Origin of the sequence: Tuberibacillus calidus DSM 17572, from assembly GCF_000430685.1 — a bacterium.
GTDB classification, from domain to species: Bacteria; Bacillota; Bacilli; order Bacillales; family Sporolactobacillaceae; genus Tuberibacillus; species Tuberibacillus calidus.
This window is the reverse complement of sequence record NZ_AUMM01000018.1, coordinates 13,383-27,463: the sequence shown is the minus strand read 5'-3', so window position 1 is coordinate 27,463 and position 14,081 is coordinate 13,383. Positions and strand designations below refer to the sequence as shown.

The window sequence follows — 14,081 nt, the reverse complement described above, 5'->3', positions numbered from 1 at the left end:
ATTGTCTAATTTCGAAGATAAAAATAAAAAGTTGTTGGAACGCGCCGAGGAGAATCGGTTAGTACGACGCATTGTCGTCATCGCATTGTCGGCCATTATCGTCGTTATTTTAGCAGGCGTCGGATCGGTTTATTTCTATATAAACCGCGCCTTAAAACCTTTAGATCCCAATAGTGCTAAAAAAGTGGTCGTGACGATTCCAAACGGTGCTTCGGTTGGAGAAATAGGGGAAATTCTCGAGAAAAAAAAGGTCATACGCAACGGCACTGTTTTTCATTACTACTGCAAATATAAAAATGAAAACGATTTTATGGCCGGTGTTTACCAATTATCGCCTTCTATGACGATTGATGAAGTGATCAGCATCATGGAATCGGGGAAAACGTATACCAATGGTCTGACGTTAACCATACCTGAAGGCTATTGGGTGAAAGATATCGCCAAGCGGATTGCTCAGAAGACGAATTTAGACGAAAATGATATTTTAAAGAAAATGGCGGATCGCAATTATATAAAAACCCACTACTTGAAGGATTATCCATTTTTAAAAGCACCCATTTCGGATAAAAATATAAAATATCCTTTGGAAGGATATTTATTCCCGGCGACTTATCAATTTACAAAGAAGAACCCAAGCCTTGATGTGATGATTAAAGCCATGTTGGATAAAACGAGTAAGATTGCCAATAAATATCAAGATGACATTCAGAAGAGTTCACTCGGCTCTTTGCATAAGGTATTAACCATGGCTTCCCTTGTTGAAGGTGAGGCCAATAATGAGACCGACCGCCGGAAGATCGCCGGTGTCTTTTACAATCGGTTGAAGCGAAACATGCTTCTGCAAACCGATCCGACGATTTCATACGCTGAACAGCGGCATATAGTGACTTATACGGAAAAGGATTTAAACGTCGATTCGCCGTATAACACTTATAAAGTGAAGGGGCTTCCCGCTGGTCCAATTAATAACCCAAGCGAAATATCGATTATCGCGGTCTTAAATCCGATTCCTAGCAAAAACCTATACTTTTATGCTCGCCCAAATGGAAAAGTGCTTTATGCGGAAACGCTGGACGAGCACAACGCGAATGTGAGAAAATACCGGAGTGAATGGAGCCATGTGAAAGGGGAGTAACCGCTTGGTGCTCCTCTTCTCTCTACTTGTGTTTATAAAAACGGGGTGTCATAATGGTATCTGTTGATTGGCGGGAATATGCGAACCGTCTTAATGATCGGGAATCGGAAGCCGTGCGAACTCTCACATTACACGCCACGGCAAACCGCATACCCATCATGCGGCTTGAGGCGATGGCGCTTGTGGAACAATTTTTGCGCCTTAAGCAGCCAAAACGAATTCTAGAAATAGGCACGGCCATAGGATGGTCAGCACTGAAAATGGCACTGGCAGCGGGTCCTGAAAGCCGGATTACGACGGTGGAACGCGATCCGCAAATGGTCGAGGAAGCGTTAAAAAACATCCGCTCCTTTGGTTTAGAGTCGCAAATAGATGTGCTTTCTGGCGACGTTCTCACTATGCATGACGCGCTTTCGGAGCGAGCGCCATATGATTTTATCTTGATTGATGCAGGCAAAGCCCACTATCAGGCGTACTTTACCTTGGTGGCACCATTAATAGAGGCCACCGGCGTCATCATCTGTGATAATGTCTTCTTGAGAGGTTTTGTGCTCGAACCGGATGAAGCGCCGAAGCGGTGGCGAAAGCTCTCGCACAAGATGCACGACTTTAATCGTTGGCTCAGCCAAAACGAGGCATTCGATACGATTTTCGTGCCGATCGGTGACGGTTTGAGCGTCAGTATACGAAAGAACGAGTGAAAGGGTTAGTTGTATGTCAAAAAAACCGATTATAATTGGTGTAGCAGGAGGATCCGGCTCGGGTAAAACGACGGTGGCCAACGAAATATACCGCAATTTTCCTGATCAATCCATCGCCGTCATCGAGCAAGATGCATATTATAAAGCGCAAGATCATAAGTCAATGGAAGAACGGTTAAAAACGAATTACGATCATCCGCTCGCCTTTGATAATGATCTTTTAATTGAACATCTTGAAAAATTACTACGCTTTGAACCGATCGAAAAACCAGTTTATGACTATACAGTTCACACGAGAAGTGATAAAATTATCCCAATAGAACCGAAAGATGTCATTATTTTGGAGGGCATTCTTATTTTGGAAGATGAGCGCCTCCGGAACTTAATGGACATTAAAGTTTTTGTGGACACTGATTCGGATCTCCGCGTTATTCGTCGATTGCTGCGCGATACATATGAGCGTGGGCGATCCGTAAACTCTGTCATTGAGCAATATCTCTCAGTCGTCCGGCCGATGCATAACCAATTCGTCGAGCCGACGAAACGGTATGCGGACATCATTATTCCGGAAGGCGGCCAAAATGCCGTTGCCATTGATCTTATGGTCACCAAGATACGATCCATTTTGAATCAAGCCTCATCGCTTAGTGAAAACGCCGTTTTGGACAGGTCATAATTCAAACGAAACAGATTTCGAAAATGCGCATGGTGTTGAAAAGAAACGGTTTTTGACCGTTCATTATTTTATACTGGTAAGAAAGCATTCTGGCCAGTACCCATATCAGGGCAATGAAGGCTCCAAAAAATTCGTCGAGCCATTTTTCTTTATTTTAGTGAGACAAAAGAAGGAGTGTGTTAGGGTATGTCCGAAGAAAAAAAACATTATATGACCGCAGAAGGCAAGCGCAAACTTGAACAAGAATTGGAATATTTGAAAACAGAACGCCGCAAACAAGTGGTGGAACGCATTAAAGTGGCCCGCAGCTTCGGAGACCTCTCTGAAAACTCGGAATATGATGCTGCAAAAGACGAGCAAGCATTCGTGGAAGCACGCATTCAACAATTGGAACAAATCATCCGCAATTCGGTTGTCGTTGAAGACGATGCCGATAATCCGGATGTTGTCAATATTGGTAAATCGGTAACGTTCATCGAACTCCCTGATGGTGAAGAAGAATCGTACACGATCGTCGGCAGTGCCGAATCCGATCCTTTTGAAGGGAAAATTTCCAACGATTCGCCAATGGGCCGCAGCCTGATTGGCAAAAAGGTCGGCGATGAGGTCACCGTTCCGACACCCGGCGGGGAATTGCGCGTGAAAATCGTTACGGTAAAATAAACGGGAAATGCCTTTGGTAAAAAGCGACCGTTGGAATGAAACAAACCTCTTCTGAAGAAACTTGGCTCCGCCAAACCCTTAAAGGTGCAGGCGGAGCCTTCGTTCTACTTCTGCTGGACCAAAAAACATTTATATTTCCTAGCCAGCACAGGAAAGGCTGATGCCAAAAAAGCATCGGCCTTTGTTTCATTTCCGGGATTAAGCGCTTTTATAGATGTCAAAAATGGGGATGAGGAGTGGTTGGATGATAAGAAAACGACTCATCCTTATGGGCATCTTATTTCTTTGCGGTTTTTGTGCACTCATCTTGCGGCTTGCGGACATCCAGCTTTTTTCGACCGAATCATTTTCTGAGCAAAACATTAACTTAATACAAAAAAGCATTGAGCAACGAACGACTGGCTTTGTGATCAACAATGGCCGCGGCCTCATCGTCGATCGAAACGGTCAGGCGCTTAACGCCGATGAAAAAAATGCGCTCGTGTTGTTTCCGTTTTTAAAGAACACTGACTGGCCGGTTGAGAAAGTGGCAGAAATCATCGGCGTCTCCCCGGGGGCTCTGAAATATGCGGTGGATCACGCCAAAAAACCTTTTGCCTACGATTTGAAGACGTTGACACTGACGGATGAACAAAAAAAGGCCGTCAACGCTTTAGGCATTCCCGGTTGCGAGGTGGTGACCATCCGTTACATGCGTCCGGATCAAGCCTCCTATATTGTTGGGGCGGTTGGAGAAAATGCCAGTCTCGTCCATTCACGTTATCCGGAACTATTGAAAGCAGGGGTAGTGACAGAAACAACACCGGTCGGGGTCATCGGCATGGAGGAAGCCTTCGATCCTTTCTTGTTGTCGCACCATGAACAAAAACTTTTATATCACACAACCGCGACGGGTGAACCGCTGTTTGGTGAAGAAGTCAAACTGTCAGCGGAAAGCGAATCGGATTATTATCCGTTAAAAGTCGTCTCTACATTGGATAAATCGCTGCAAGAAATGGTGGAGAGCTCACTAGATCAGAGCGGCATTGAATATGGTGGGGTTGTTCTTTTAGATGCGGAAACGAGTAATCTCTTGGCGATGGCAAGCCGTCCGGCCATTGATCCCGAGCGCCCGTTTCTTCATCCCAATTATATGCTTACGCCACAGTATCCCGGATCCGTCTTTAAAATCGTAACGGCTGCAGCAGCGATTCAAAAAAATATTCTTTCACCTGAAGAAACGTTCAATTGCAATCAGAACCCATACGGGGACGGGCCTGCTGACCGCCGACTTGGTCAATTGGATTTTGCCGAAAGCTTTTACCAAAGCTGCAACTATACGTTTGGGTCACTGGCCAACCGCTTGATGGAAACCGACCCTAAAGTGCTCGATAAATTTGCAGCTATGCTTGGGCTCATGCAAAAGTCGGGATGGTCGGGAAAAGTGTTTCATTTTGAGGACTTCAGGCAGATTCGTGATGAAGGACAGAATATTATCTGGGAGGATGAAGCAGATCGCCGTGACCATAAGGCGATTGCCCAAACGGCGATTGGGCAGCGCAATGTGAAATTAACGCCGCTTTCTGTGGCCAATATGATGGCCACCATTGCCCGCGGCGGGGAGAAACGAAGCGTGCGCGTCGCAACCGAAATTGATTACAATAAGCTACCTGGTGTCACGCTCACAACCTTTCCCCAACAGAAGTTACCGGGACAAACCATTGACAGGTATACGGCGATGAAGCTTGAACAACTTCTTAGAGGCGTCGTGAAAAATCCCGATGGCACCGCTCATTCCCTCAATGATGCCAAATATCCGGTGGCGGGAAAATCCGGGACCGCCGAAACGGGGCATGGGTATACGAATCAATGGTTTGCAGGCTATTTTCCCGCTGATGATCCCAAATACGTAATGGTTGTGGTTGATCTTAGACATCAGCACGGAAATGCTGTCTATAACGTCTACAAAGAACTCGTGAATCGTCTTTATGAGAAGGATCATACGAAACCTTGATCCTTCTTTTTTACTTTAATAAAAGGACAATGGGTTGGCTGCACCTTTTGCGCATTAGAAGAAGCAGGTGATAGCATAATCTTCCGGACAACCGCATACACATGTTTGGAGAAAAACGCGTCAAAAAGAGGATGTTCCGTCTCCCGTAGCGAATGATTTAAGCAACATTTGCTCCCCTTAAAAATTGGACAGGTCCATACACTTTACGAGGCAAATGGGCAATGGCTGTGGGGGCGACGACGCCCTAAATCTGTTACTCTTTACGAAAAACTTAAAAGGGAATGCATTACAAAGTACAAATGGCTGAACCCGTGTAAAACCTTATGCCAACGAGAAAATAAAAGAGATTTCAGAGATCGTTGGATGTGCACAGGACTTTTTCTGCGCAAAAGGACTGTAATGATGCTATGATTTTATAGAGACAGTGAAGGAGGGTCACTATGCCAAAAAATGATGATTTTCGGTTGTCCCGATCTTCGCGGAAAAAAGAACAACGCTTCGATCGCTTTCTAAACTGGGCGATTGGGATTGTCATCGTCTGCATTCTGTTTGTCGGCGGGTTTTTGTTAGTGTCCATTTTTCATACGCCGGAAACAACGACAAATAGTTCGCATCATGCGGCCCAACAAAAACCGAAAACCACAAAACAAACGTCTAAAGAAAAAAATACAAAAGATCAAACAAAGGATGAAAATGCCGATCAAAGCCAATCAGCTGAAGATACGACGGATAATGCCAATACTTCCGAACCTGATCAAAACAACAATCCATCCGATGCATCTATGTCTTATGATACGACAGGCGGAGGACCTCAGGGGCCGTGGCATCCTATTGGGACAAAGCAGTCAGAACCGCATGTCACGAGCTATGATAAAGGAACGGTAGATTGGGAAGAAAAAGTTAAAGCTTTGTCATACGCCACGGGAATACCAGAAGATCAGATGACGATCCTCTGGCTTGGCAATGGCGGCGGTCCTGATAAATCTTACGGAAAAGTGTCTGATAAACAAAACCCCGGAAAAGTTTATGAAGTCGTTTTACAGTGGGTGACCAACAAAGGTTGGCAGCCCATCAGTGTGAAGTAAAATACAGTCAAAAGTCTCAGAGGCATCATGCCCTGGGGCTTTTTTATATAGTTAAGAAAGTGCGACAAATTTTCTTGTTTCGCCAAATTTTCACGCCCCAAAAAACATCGATAAGTTTTGAGCTATAAGATTGGTTTTTTGCTTTATGATCCGTAATATGATACTTTTAACTTATAAAATTGATTAAACCTATAAAGTTACTCGGAAATAAGGGTAGGTGAATGTGATGGGGTTGGAATTTGTTGATCTTTTTAATGATTGGGCCGACACTTATGACAGTACCGTCATGGGCGGTGACGAGGAATATAAAGAGGTTTTTCAAGATTATGAGCGCATTCTTGAGGCGGTGGCCGAGCGCAGCTATGGTCATGTGTTGGAATTTGGCGTCGGAACCGGCAACTTAACGGAGAAATTGCTCGCTAAAGGTTACCTCGTTCACGGCATTGAACCGAGTGCGGGAATGCGGACGAAAGCGAAAGAAAAATTTCCAGATTTAGATTTGTATGATGGGGATTTTCTCCATTTTCCCCACTTCCCGGAGGTAAATTCCGTTGTCAGCTCGTACGCCTTCCATCATTTAACCGATGATGAAAAAGATCAGGCCTTGCGTTTATATGGGCAATTATTAAAGAAAAATGGTAAAATCGTTTTCGCAGATACAATGTTTAAAAATCTGTTCGAGAAAAAGGCTATGGTTGAAGAAGCCTTACAAAAAGGTTATCAACACCTGGCCCATGATTTGGAAACTGAGTACTATCCATTGAAGGAAACCATGGCAGTTTTGTTTGAGAAAAACGGGTTTGACGTGTCCTTTGAACCTTTAAACCGATATGTCTGGTTAATGGATGCGACCAAAAGATAACAGATAGGAGTGGACGCTTTGCGCATCGGAATGATCGGCGCGATGGCAGAAGAGGTAGCACTATTAAAGCAAAATATCAGCCGGCTTCGTGAACAAGAATGGGCAGGCTTGCGCTTTTACGAAGGACAATTAGAAGGCTTGGATGTCGTTTTGCTTCAATCCGGCATCGGCAAGGTGAACGCCGCAATGGGAGCCACGCTTTTAATCGATCGTTTTCAACCTGATTATGTCATCAACACTGGTTCAGCCGGCGGTTTCGACAAAAACCTGGACGTTGGCGATGTCGTAATCTCGACGGAAATTCGCCATCATGACGTGGATGTTACCGCTTTTGGCTATGACTATGGGCAAGTTCCTCAGCTTCCGGCGGCTTTTACAGCTGACCCATTCCTCGTCGGGATTGCGGAGAAAGCTTGTCAAGCGGAGTTCGGTTCCGCCCGCGTGACAAAAGGCTTAATCGCAACCGGTGATGCGTTTCTTTCAGATCCTGACCGCGTGGCTTTTATCAAGCAGAAATTTCCGGAATTAAAAGCCGGGGAAATGGAAGCAGCTGCCATTGCCCAAGTGTGTCACCAATTCGGTGTGCCGTTTGTCATCATTCGCGCATTATCTGATATTGCCGGAAAAGATGCTAACATTTCTTTTGATCAGTTTTTAAAAACAGCGGCGAAACATTCGGCGGAATGCATTTTATATATGTTGAAGGAGTTGAAAAACCATGGCTAAAAAGATGAATGTCGAAAGCTTTAATTTGGACCATACCAAGGTCAAAGCGCCATACGTCAGACTCGTTGGAGTCATAGAAGGCGATCATGGGGACAAAATTTATAAATACGACATCCGCTTTTGCCAACCGAATAAAGAACACATGGACATGCCAGGGCTTCATTCCCTTGAACATCTCATGGCGGAAAACATTCGCAACCACATCGATCATGTGATTGATCTCAGTCCAATGGGATGCCAAACCGGTTTTTACCTGTCGATTTTAAATAATGAAAGCTATGACGAAGTGCTTCTTGCCATTGAAAAAACCTTAAACGATGTCATCAATGCGACAGAGGTGCCGGCATGTAATCCTGTCCAATGCGGTTGGGCGGCGAATCACAGCCTAGAAGGGGCGCAAGCCATAGCCCGAAAAATGCTCGCTGGAAAATCCGAATGGCGTCAAGTTTTTGCGGAATGAGGCGCCATGAATATGTATCGTAACGTCAAAGAACTTATTGGAAATACCCCCTTGGTTGAAATCACCGCTTTTCCGCTCCCTGACGGCGTGCGCCTTTTGGCGAAACTTGAAAGCTTTAATCCCGGCGGCAGCATCAAGGACCGGCTCGGTCAAGCCTTGATCCAAGATGCTTTGGAGAGCGGAAAGTTGCAAGAAGGCGGAACGATCATTGAACCGACAGCAGGGAATACTGGTATTGGTCTCGCACTTTCCGCCATTGGGAAAAATTTGCGCGTCATCTTTTGTGTTCCGGAAAAATTCAGTGTGGAAAAACAGGCGATTATGAAAGCGCTCGGCGCAGAAATCATCCATACGCCGACTGAAGAGGGGATGAAGGGCGCGATTAAAAAAGCGGAAGAACTATTAAAAGAGATTCCGAATTCCTATTCCCCTTCACAGTTTTCTAATCCAGCTAACCCTGACACCTATTATCACACGCTCGGCCCGGAAATTTGGCGAGATACCGATGGCCATGTGGATATTTTTGTTGCTGGAGCGGGAAGCGGCGGCACTTTCATGGGTTGCGCGCGTTACCTGAAGGAACAAAATCCGAATATAAAGACGGTCATCGTTGAACCCGAAGGCTCTATTTTAGGTGGAGGTGAACCCGGTCCGCATAAAACCGAAGGCATCGGGATGGAATTTCTGCCGCCTTTTATGGACACAAGCTATTTCGATGCCTTTCATACGGTGCCGGATGATGACGCCTTCCAAGCGGTTAAAGAGCTGGCTCGGAAAGAGGGGCTTCTCGTCGGAAGTTCTTCTGGTGCCGCATTTGTGGCAGCGATGGCGGAAGCCAAAAAGGCCAAAAAAGGCACAGTGATCGTCACGATTTTCCCGGATTCAAGCGATCGCTACTTGAGCAAGAAGATTTATGAGGGAGGCCTGTAGTCATGAAATTAAAAACGAAAATGATTCACGCCGGCATCACCGGAGATAAAGTCACAGGAGCAGTGACGGTACCGATCTACCAAACGAGCACGTACGAACAAGACGGCCCTGGCCAACACAGAGGGTATGAGTATTCGCGGACGAAAAACCCAACGCGCTATGCCCTGGAAGAATTAATCAAAGAATTAGAAAACGGTCATGCAGGCTTTGCCTTCTCATCTGGTATGGCGGCGATTACGGCCGTCATGATGCTTTTTGACAAAGGCGACCATATTGTCATGACAGATGATGTGTATGGCGGTACGTTCCGGGTGATGACGAAGGTATTAAACCGCTTCGGCATCGACGTTACGTTTGTTGATACGAGTGATTTTGAGGCCCTTGCCGGAGCTTTAACGGAAAAAACGAAAGCCATTTATATTGAAACCCCGACGAATCCGCTCCTTAAAATTACGGATCTCCGGGCTGTGAGCCGACTGGCGCACGAAAAGGGGCTCCTTTTAATCGTCGATAATACGTTTAACACCCCCTATCTTCAACGCCCGCTGGAATTAGGGGCAGATATCGTCCTGCATAGCGCGACCAAATATTTAAGCGGCCATAGTGATGTCGTGGGCGGCTTAGTGGTCGTAAAAACCGAAGAATTAGCCGAACGCCTTCATTTTATCCAAAATTCAACCGGCGGGATTCTTGGACCGCAGGATTCATTCCTTCTCATCCGCGGAATACGCACGCTGGCATTAAGAATGGAAGCGCATGAGAAGAACGCCTGGGAATTGGCTGACTTCTTATCCCAACATCCGAAGGTAAAGAAAGTGTATTATCCCGGTTTAGAAAACCATCCCGGCCACAGCATCGCGAAAGCCCAAGCTGCAGGCTTCGGCGGAATGATTTCCTTTGACGTCGGAAGCGAAGCGTTATCGGAGCAAGTGTTGCGGAAGATCAAATGGTTTACTATTGCCGAAAGCCTTGGGGCCGTCGAAAGTTTAATTTCGGTGCCGGCAAAAATGACGCACGCCTCCATTCCGAAAGACCGCCGCGATGAACTTGGCATTACGGATGGACTCATTCGCCTTTCCGTCGGCGTGGAAGATATCGACGACCTCATCGAGGATCTGAAGCAAGCTTTAGGCGATTAACAGCATTTACCGGTTCATCCTGCCCTTTTTCCATGTTACAGTAGGAAAAGGGAGGGAGAACAATGGAAAAAGATCGGGAAATGAAACAGCTCAAACATAAAATCACCGACTACAAACGTTTTAGTTTTATCTTTTTATTCATCAGCGCCTTTTTATATATTGGTTCTGCCCTGCCCATGGATGGAAAAACAGCGGGGAGAGCCGAAGGCCTTATGATCGCTGGTTTAGTTTTTCTTCTGGTAGCATTTGTTTTTTATTGGCGGCTTCAAGTGGCCAAGAAGCGCTATGAAGAAAATTTATAGGATAAATGCCAAACGATAGTCTTTTCGGCTATCGTTTTTTCTTATGCTAGGTAAGAAAGCCTATCATTTTTCAATCCAGCCTTAGGGTCACTACCGCTCTAGCCTCGTTTAAAAGGTTGGCAGGAGCCAAGTTTTGTATATGTGAAGTAATGACTTTTGCGGGAAGAAACACCGCAAGCTTGTAGTGAAAAAAGCGGGGGGAGTTAGGTTTTCTTTTTCTGTACCATAAAAAAAGAAATACTTCAGGTGAGAAGGGCTCACTCTTGGCGGGTGCGTTTCATTATGCTATAAATAGAATGACTCCTGTTACTGGTGCATGGAAATTTTTTAATAAAGCACAAGAAATGCACCCTGTGACTTGAATCCTGTCGATTTATTGTACTAAAATGGCTACGTAGATAAATATTGAACGGAAAAGGGAGAGGGGTCCGGTGTCAGCACGGTCGACGGAAAATCGAGCACACAGTCCCTAACTGAGTGACTCGTCATGTTTTATTTCATCAGTCTTCTTAGTTTGCTGTTATTTCATTCAAAGTTAGGAGTGTCCATTCATGGCAGCGGAGAGAAGCGGTGTTGGATCGCCTTGGGAACAATATTACGGACCAAACTTAGGCTATATCCAAGACCAATATGAGTTGTATTTAAATGATCCGCAATCGGTGGAAGCGGATCTTAGGGAACTTTTTGAACGCTGGGGAGCGCCACCAGCTGGTTTTACCGAAGTCCATTCACGCGGTGCAGTAGGCGGTTTTGCCGAAGCCGATATGGAAAAAATCGTGGCGGCTGTCAAGCTCGCCGATAATATACGCACCTATGGCCATTTGGCCGCTGACATCTATCCGATCAACGGAAAAGAGCCAGATACCCGCATGCTTGAGCCGGAACATTATGGGCTGACAGACAGCGACTTGCGGGCAATACCAGCCCGTTTGATTTGGAAAAACGCTCCGGCCGACGTTCATACGGGCTTTGACGCCATTGAGCGCCTGAAAAAGATTTATACAGAAACCATTGCGTTTGAATTCAGCCATATTCACGATGAAGAGGAATTGTCTTGGCTGATCGAGCGAGTGGAAAAAAGCGGCGTGAAGGTCGAACTGACAAATGAAGAGCGTTTGGATCTCTTGAAAGAACTGACAAAAGTCGAAGGTTTTGAAAAGTTCCTTCACAAGACATTTGTTGGTCAAAAGCGGTTTTCCATTGAAGGCGTTGACATGCTCGTTCCGATGTTGAATGCTCTCGTTCGTCGAGGTTTAAAAGATGGAACGAAAAACTTTCTCATCGGCATGGCTCACAGAGGGCGATTGAATGTATTGACCCATGTGTTAAATAAACCGTATCACAGCATGATCGCGGAATTCAATCATTCGCCGAATAAAGATTATCCGTCGGAAGAATTTGTTCCGGTCACAGGCGGCTGGACGGGTGATGTGAAATATCACTTGGGCGGCGACCGTTACATTAAAGATAACGGGGAAGTAAAAGCGAGAATTACGCTCGCCAACAACCCGAGCCATTTGGAAGTCGTTGACCCTGTCATCGAAGGCTATGCGCGTGCGGCTCAAGACGATCGCACGAAGCCCGGTTATCCTGAGCAAGATGTGACGAAAGCGTTTGCCATCATGGTGCATGGTGATGCGGCGTTTTCCGGTGAAGGGGTCGTCCCGGAAACGCTAAACATGAGCCGCCTTAAAGGTTATCAAACCGGAGGCACGATCCACATTATTGCTAATAACCTTATTGGTTTTACAACGGAAAGCGATGATGACCGCTCTACTCGGTATGCGAGCGATCTCGCTAAGGGCTTTGAAATTCCGGTCATTCACGTCAATGCCGATGATCCGGAAGCTTGTCTTGCGGTCATTCTATTCGCCTACGACTATCGTCAACGGTTTAAGAAGGATATTCTTATTGACCTCGTTGGCTATCGCCGCTTTGGTCATAACGAAATGGACGATCCGTTTGTCACCCAGCCGTTATTTTATGAAAAAGTGACGGCTCATCCAACGGTGCGGCTCGTTTATGCTGAAAAATTGATCAAAGCAGGCGTTGTCACTGAAAGCGATGTCGTCAAGCTTGATGAAGATTTGCAACAACATTTGCAAAACGTCTTTGAAGAAGTCAAAGCAAATACCAATGGCAAATCAGAAGAAACAGCTCCGCCTGAAGCGGTGACAAATCCGCTGCCGGAAATGGATACTGCGGTTCCTGAAGACGAGCTTAAGCGCTTGAATGCCGACCTTTTGGAATGGCCGGAAGGCTTTTCGGTTTATCCGAAGCTTGAGCGCATTTTGCGCCGTCGCGCAGAGGCGATTTCGCCGGAAGGTAAAATCGATTGGGGACATGCAGAAGCACTTGCGTTTGCCTCGATTTTAAAAGACGGCACACCGATTCGCATCACGGGCCAAGATACCGAGCGCGGCACATTCGCCCACAGGCACTTGGTTTTACACGATCCGAAAACTGGGAAGACATTTTCCCCGCTCCATCAGCTAAAAGATGCGCGGGCATCGTTTGCCATTCACAACAGCCCGCTGACTGAAACGGCTGTGGTCGGATTTGAATATGGCTATAATGTTTTTGCACCTGAAACACTTGTGCTTTGGGAAGCGCAATTTGGCGACTTTGCCAATACGGCGCAAGTCATGTTTGATCAATTCATTTCGGCCAGCCGTGCAAAATGGGGGCAAAAATCTGGGCTCGTCATGCTCTTGCCGCATGGCTTTGAAGGTCAAGGCCCTGAACATTCCAGTGCCCGTTTGGAAAGATTTTTACAGTTGGCTGCCGAAAACAACTGGATCGTCGCTAATCTATCAACAGCAGGTCAATATTTCCATATTATTAGACGCCAAGCGGCCCTGTTGCAAAGTGAAGCGGTGCGTCCGCTAGTGATCGTTACACCGAAGAGCCTCTTACGCCATCCGCTTGCTACGGTAAATGGCCCAGCTTTGACGGCTGGACGCTTCCAAGCTATCATAGAGCAGGAAGGAACAGGCACAGAGACGGAAAAGGTTACCCGTTTGATCGTCGCGAGCGGGAAAATCGCCGTCGATTTGGCAAGCGAATTGCAAAAAGGAGAAGTACCGGATAACATCCACATCGTCCGTGTGGAACAGCTTTATCCGTTCCCGGCCGTAGAAATTGCTGAAATCGCCAAACGCTTTACCAACTTAAAAGAAATCGTTTGGGTGCAAGAAGAACCGAAAAATATGGGCGCATGGTCGTTTGTTTATCCGCGGCTCGTTGCCCTCTCAGGCGGCAAATGGTCGATTGGCTATGTCGGTCGCCCCGATCGGTCCAGCCCGGCCGTTGGTGAACCGGATGTTCATAAACAAGAACAAGAAAACATTTTAAAAGAAGCCCTATATTTCAAGGAAGCATTGAAAATCCAATAACGTGTCCGATCATT

Annotated in this window: 13 protein-coding genes; all 13 read left to right on the top strand. The window is 46.2% G+C overall.

Features of this window, described 5'->3' with window-relative positions:
- Window position 1: 1 nt before the first annotated feature.
- The 13 genes from mltG to H532_RS0105510 all read left to right on the top strand — a co-directional run bounded on the left by mltG (window position 2) and on the right by H532_RS0105510 (window position 14,067).
- Window positions 2-1,135 (top strand): endolytic transglycosylase MltG, encoded by a 1,134-nt coding sequence (mltG, locus tag H532_RS0105570; RefSeq protein WP_027724667.1) that lies wholly within the window; start codon window positions 2-4, stop codon window positions 1,133-1,135.
- Between the two features lie 53 nt (window positions 1,136-1,188).
- Window positions 1,189-1,836, top strand: a complete 648-nt coding sequence (locus tag H532_RS17990) for an O-methyltransferase (protein WP_051263162.1) — start codon at window positions 1,189-1,191, stop codon at window positions 1,834-1,836.
- Window positions 1,837-1,849: 13 nt separating this feature from the next.
- Window positions 1,850-2,512 (top strand): uridine kinase, encoded by a 663-nt coding sequence (udk, locus tag H532_RS0105560; protein ID WP_027724666.1) that lies wholly within the window; start codon window positions 1,850-1,852, stop codon window positions 2,510-2,512.
- Window positions 2,513-2,698: 186 nt separating this feature from the next.
- Window positions 2,699-3,175 carry a transcription elongation factor GreA gene (gene greA, locus H532_RS0105555; protein WP_027724665.1) on the top strand — a complete coding sequence of 159 codons (477 nt, stop codon included), beginning with the start codon at window positions 2,699-2,701 and terminating at the stop codon, window positions 3,173-3,175.
- A 244-nt stretch (window positions 3,176-3,419) separates the two neighbouring features.
- Entirely contained in the window at window positions 3,420-5,168 is a 1,749-nt protein-coding gene (locus tag H532_RS0105550; RefSeq protein WP_038111630.1) for a peptidoglycan D,D-transpeptidase FtsI family protein, read from the top strand.
- A gap of 440 nt (window positions 5,169-5,608) precedes the next feature.
- Complete coding sequence (locus H532_RS19480) at window positions 5,609-6,253, top strand: YrrS family protein (RefSeq protein ID WP_027724663.1); 645 nt, start codon at window positions 5,609-5,611, stop codon at window positions 6,251-6,253.
- 226 nt (window positions 6,254-6,479) lie between these two features.
- Entirely contained in the window at window positions 6,480-7,115 is a 636-nt protein-coding gene (locus tag H532_RS0105540) for a class I SAM-dependent DNA methyltransferase (protein ID WP_027724662.1), read from the top strand.
- 18 nt (window positions 7,116-7,133) lie between these two features.
- A complete protein-coding gene (mtnN, locus tag H532_RS0105535; protein WP_027724661.1) occupies window positions 7,134-7,841 on the top strand; it encodes a 5'-methylthioadenosine/S-adenosylhomocysteine nucleosidase in 708 nt (235 codons plus the stop codon).
- Window positions 7,834-8,301: an S-ribosylhomocysteine lyase gene (locus H532_RS0105530; protein ID WP_027724660.1), complete on the top strand. Its 468-nt coding sequence runs from the start codon at window positions 7,834-7,836 to the stop codon at window positions 8,299-8,301. Before mtnN ends, H532_RS0105530 begins: the two co-directional genes overlap by 8 nt.
- Before the next feature lie 6 nt (window positions 8,302-8,307).
- Complete coding sequence (gene cysK / locus H532_RS0105525; RefSeq protein ID WP_027724659.1) at window positions 8,308-9,231, top strand: cysteine synthase A; 924 nt, start codon at window positions 8,308-8,310, stop codon at window positions 9,229-9,231.
- Between the two features lie 2 nt (window positions 9,232-9,233).
- A complete protein-coding gene (locus tag H532_RS0105520) occupies window positions 9,234-10,370 on the top strand; it encodes a bifunctional cystathionine gamma-lyase/homocysteine desulfhydrase (protein ID WP_027724658.1) in 1,137 nt (378 codons plus the stop codon).
- A 62-nt stretch (window positions 10,371-10,432) separates the two neighbouring features.
- Entirely contained in the window at window positions 10,433-10,672 is a 240-nt protein-coding gene (locus tag H532_RS0105515) for a YrhC family protein (protein WP_027724657.1), read from the top strand.
- A gap of 551 nt (window positions 10,673-11,223) precedes the next feature.
- On the top strand, window positions 11,224-14,067 hold the full coding sequence (locus tag H532_RS0105510) for a 2-oxoglutarate dehydrogenase E1 component (protein WP_027724656.1): 2,844 nt from the start codon (window positions 11,224-11,226) through the stop codon (window positions 14,065-14,067).
- Window positions 14,068-14,081: the final 14 nt, after the last annotated feature.

Excerpts from the sequence above, each read along its gene's own strand:
- H532_RS17990 (WP_051263162.1), top strand. The coding sequence starts at position 1,189 with ATGGTATCTGTTGATTGGCGGGAATATGCGAACCGTCTTAATGATCGG.
- udk (WP_027724666.1), top strand. The coding sequence starts at position 1,850 with ATGTCAAAAAAACCGATTATAATTGGTGTAGCAGGAGGATCCGGCTCG.
- greA (WP_027724665.1), top strand. The coding sequence starts at position 2,699 with ATGTCCGAAGAAAAAAAACATTATATGACCGCAGAAGGCAAGCGCAAA.
- H532_RS0105550 (WP_038111630.1), top strand. The coding sequence starts at position 3,420 with ATGATAAGAAAACGACTCATCCTTATGGGCATCTTATTTCTTTGCGGT.
- H532_RS19480 (WP_027724663.1), top strand. The coding sequence starts at position 5,609 with ATGCCAAAAAATGATGATTTTCGGTTGTCCCGATCTTCGCGGAAAAAA.
- H532_RS0105540 (WP_027724662.1), top strand. The coding sequence starts at position 6,480 with ATGGGGTTGGAATTTGTTGATCTTTTTAATGATTGGGCCGACACTTAT.
- H532_RS0105530 (WP_027724660.1), top strand. The coding sequence starts at position 7,834 with ATGGCTAAAAAGATGAATGTCGAAAGCTTTAATTTGGACCATACCAAG.
- cysK (WP_027724659.1), top strand. The coding sequence starts at position 8,308 with ATGAATATGTATCGTAACGTCAAAGAACTTATTGGAAATACCCCCTTG.
- H532_RS0105520 (WP_027724658.1), top strand. The coding sequence starts at position 9,234 with ATGAAATTAAAAACGAAAATGATTCACGCCGGCATCACCGGAGATAAA.
- H532_RS0105515 (WP_027724657.1), top strand. The coding sequence starts at position 10,433 with ATGGAAAAAGATCGGGAAATGAAACAGCTCAAACATAAAATCACCGAC.
- H532_RS0105510 (WP_027724656.1), top strand. The coding sequence starts at position 11,224 with ATGGCAGCGGAGAGAAGCGGTGTTGGATCGCCTTGGGAACAATATTAC.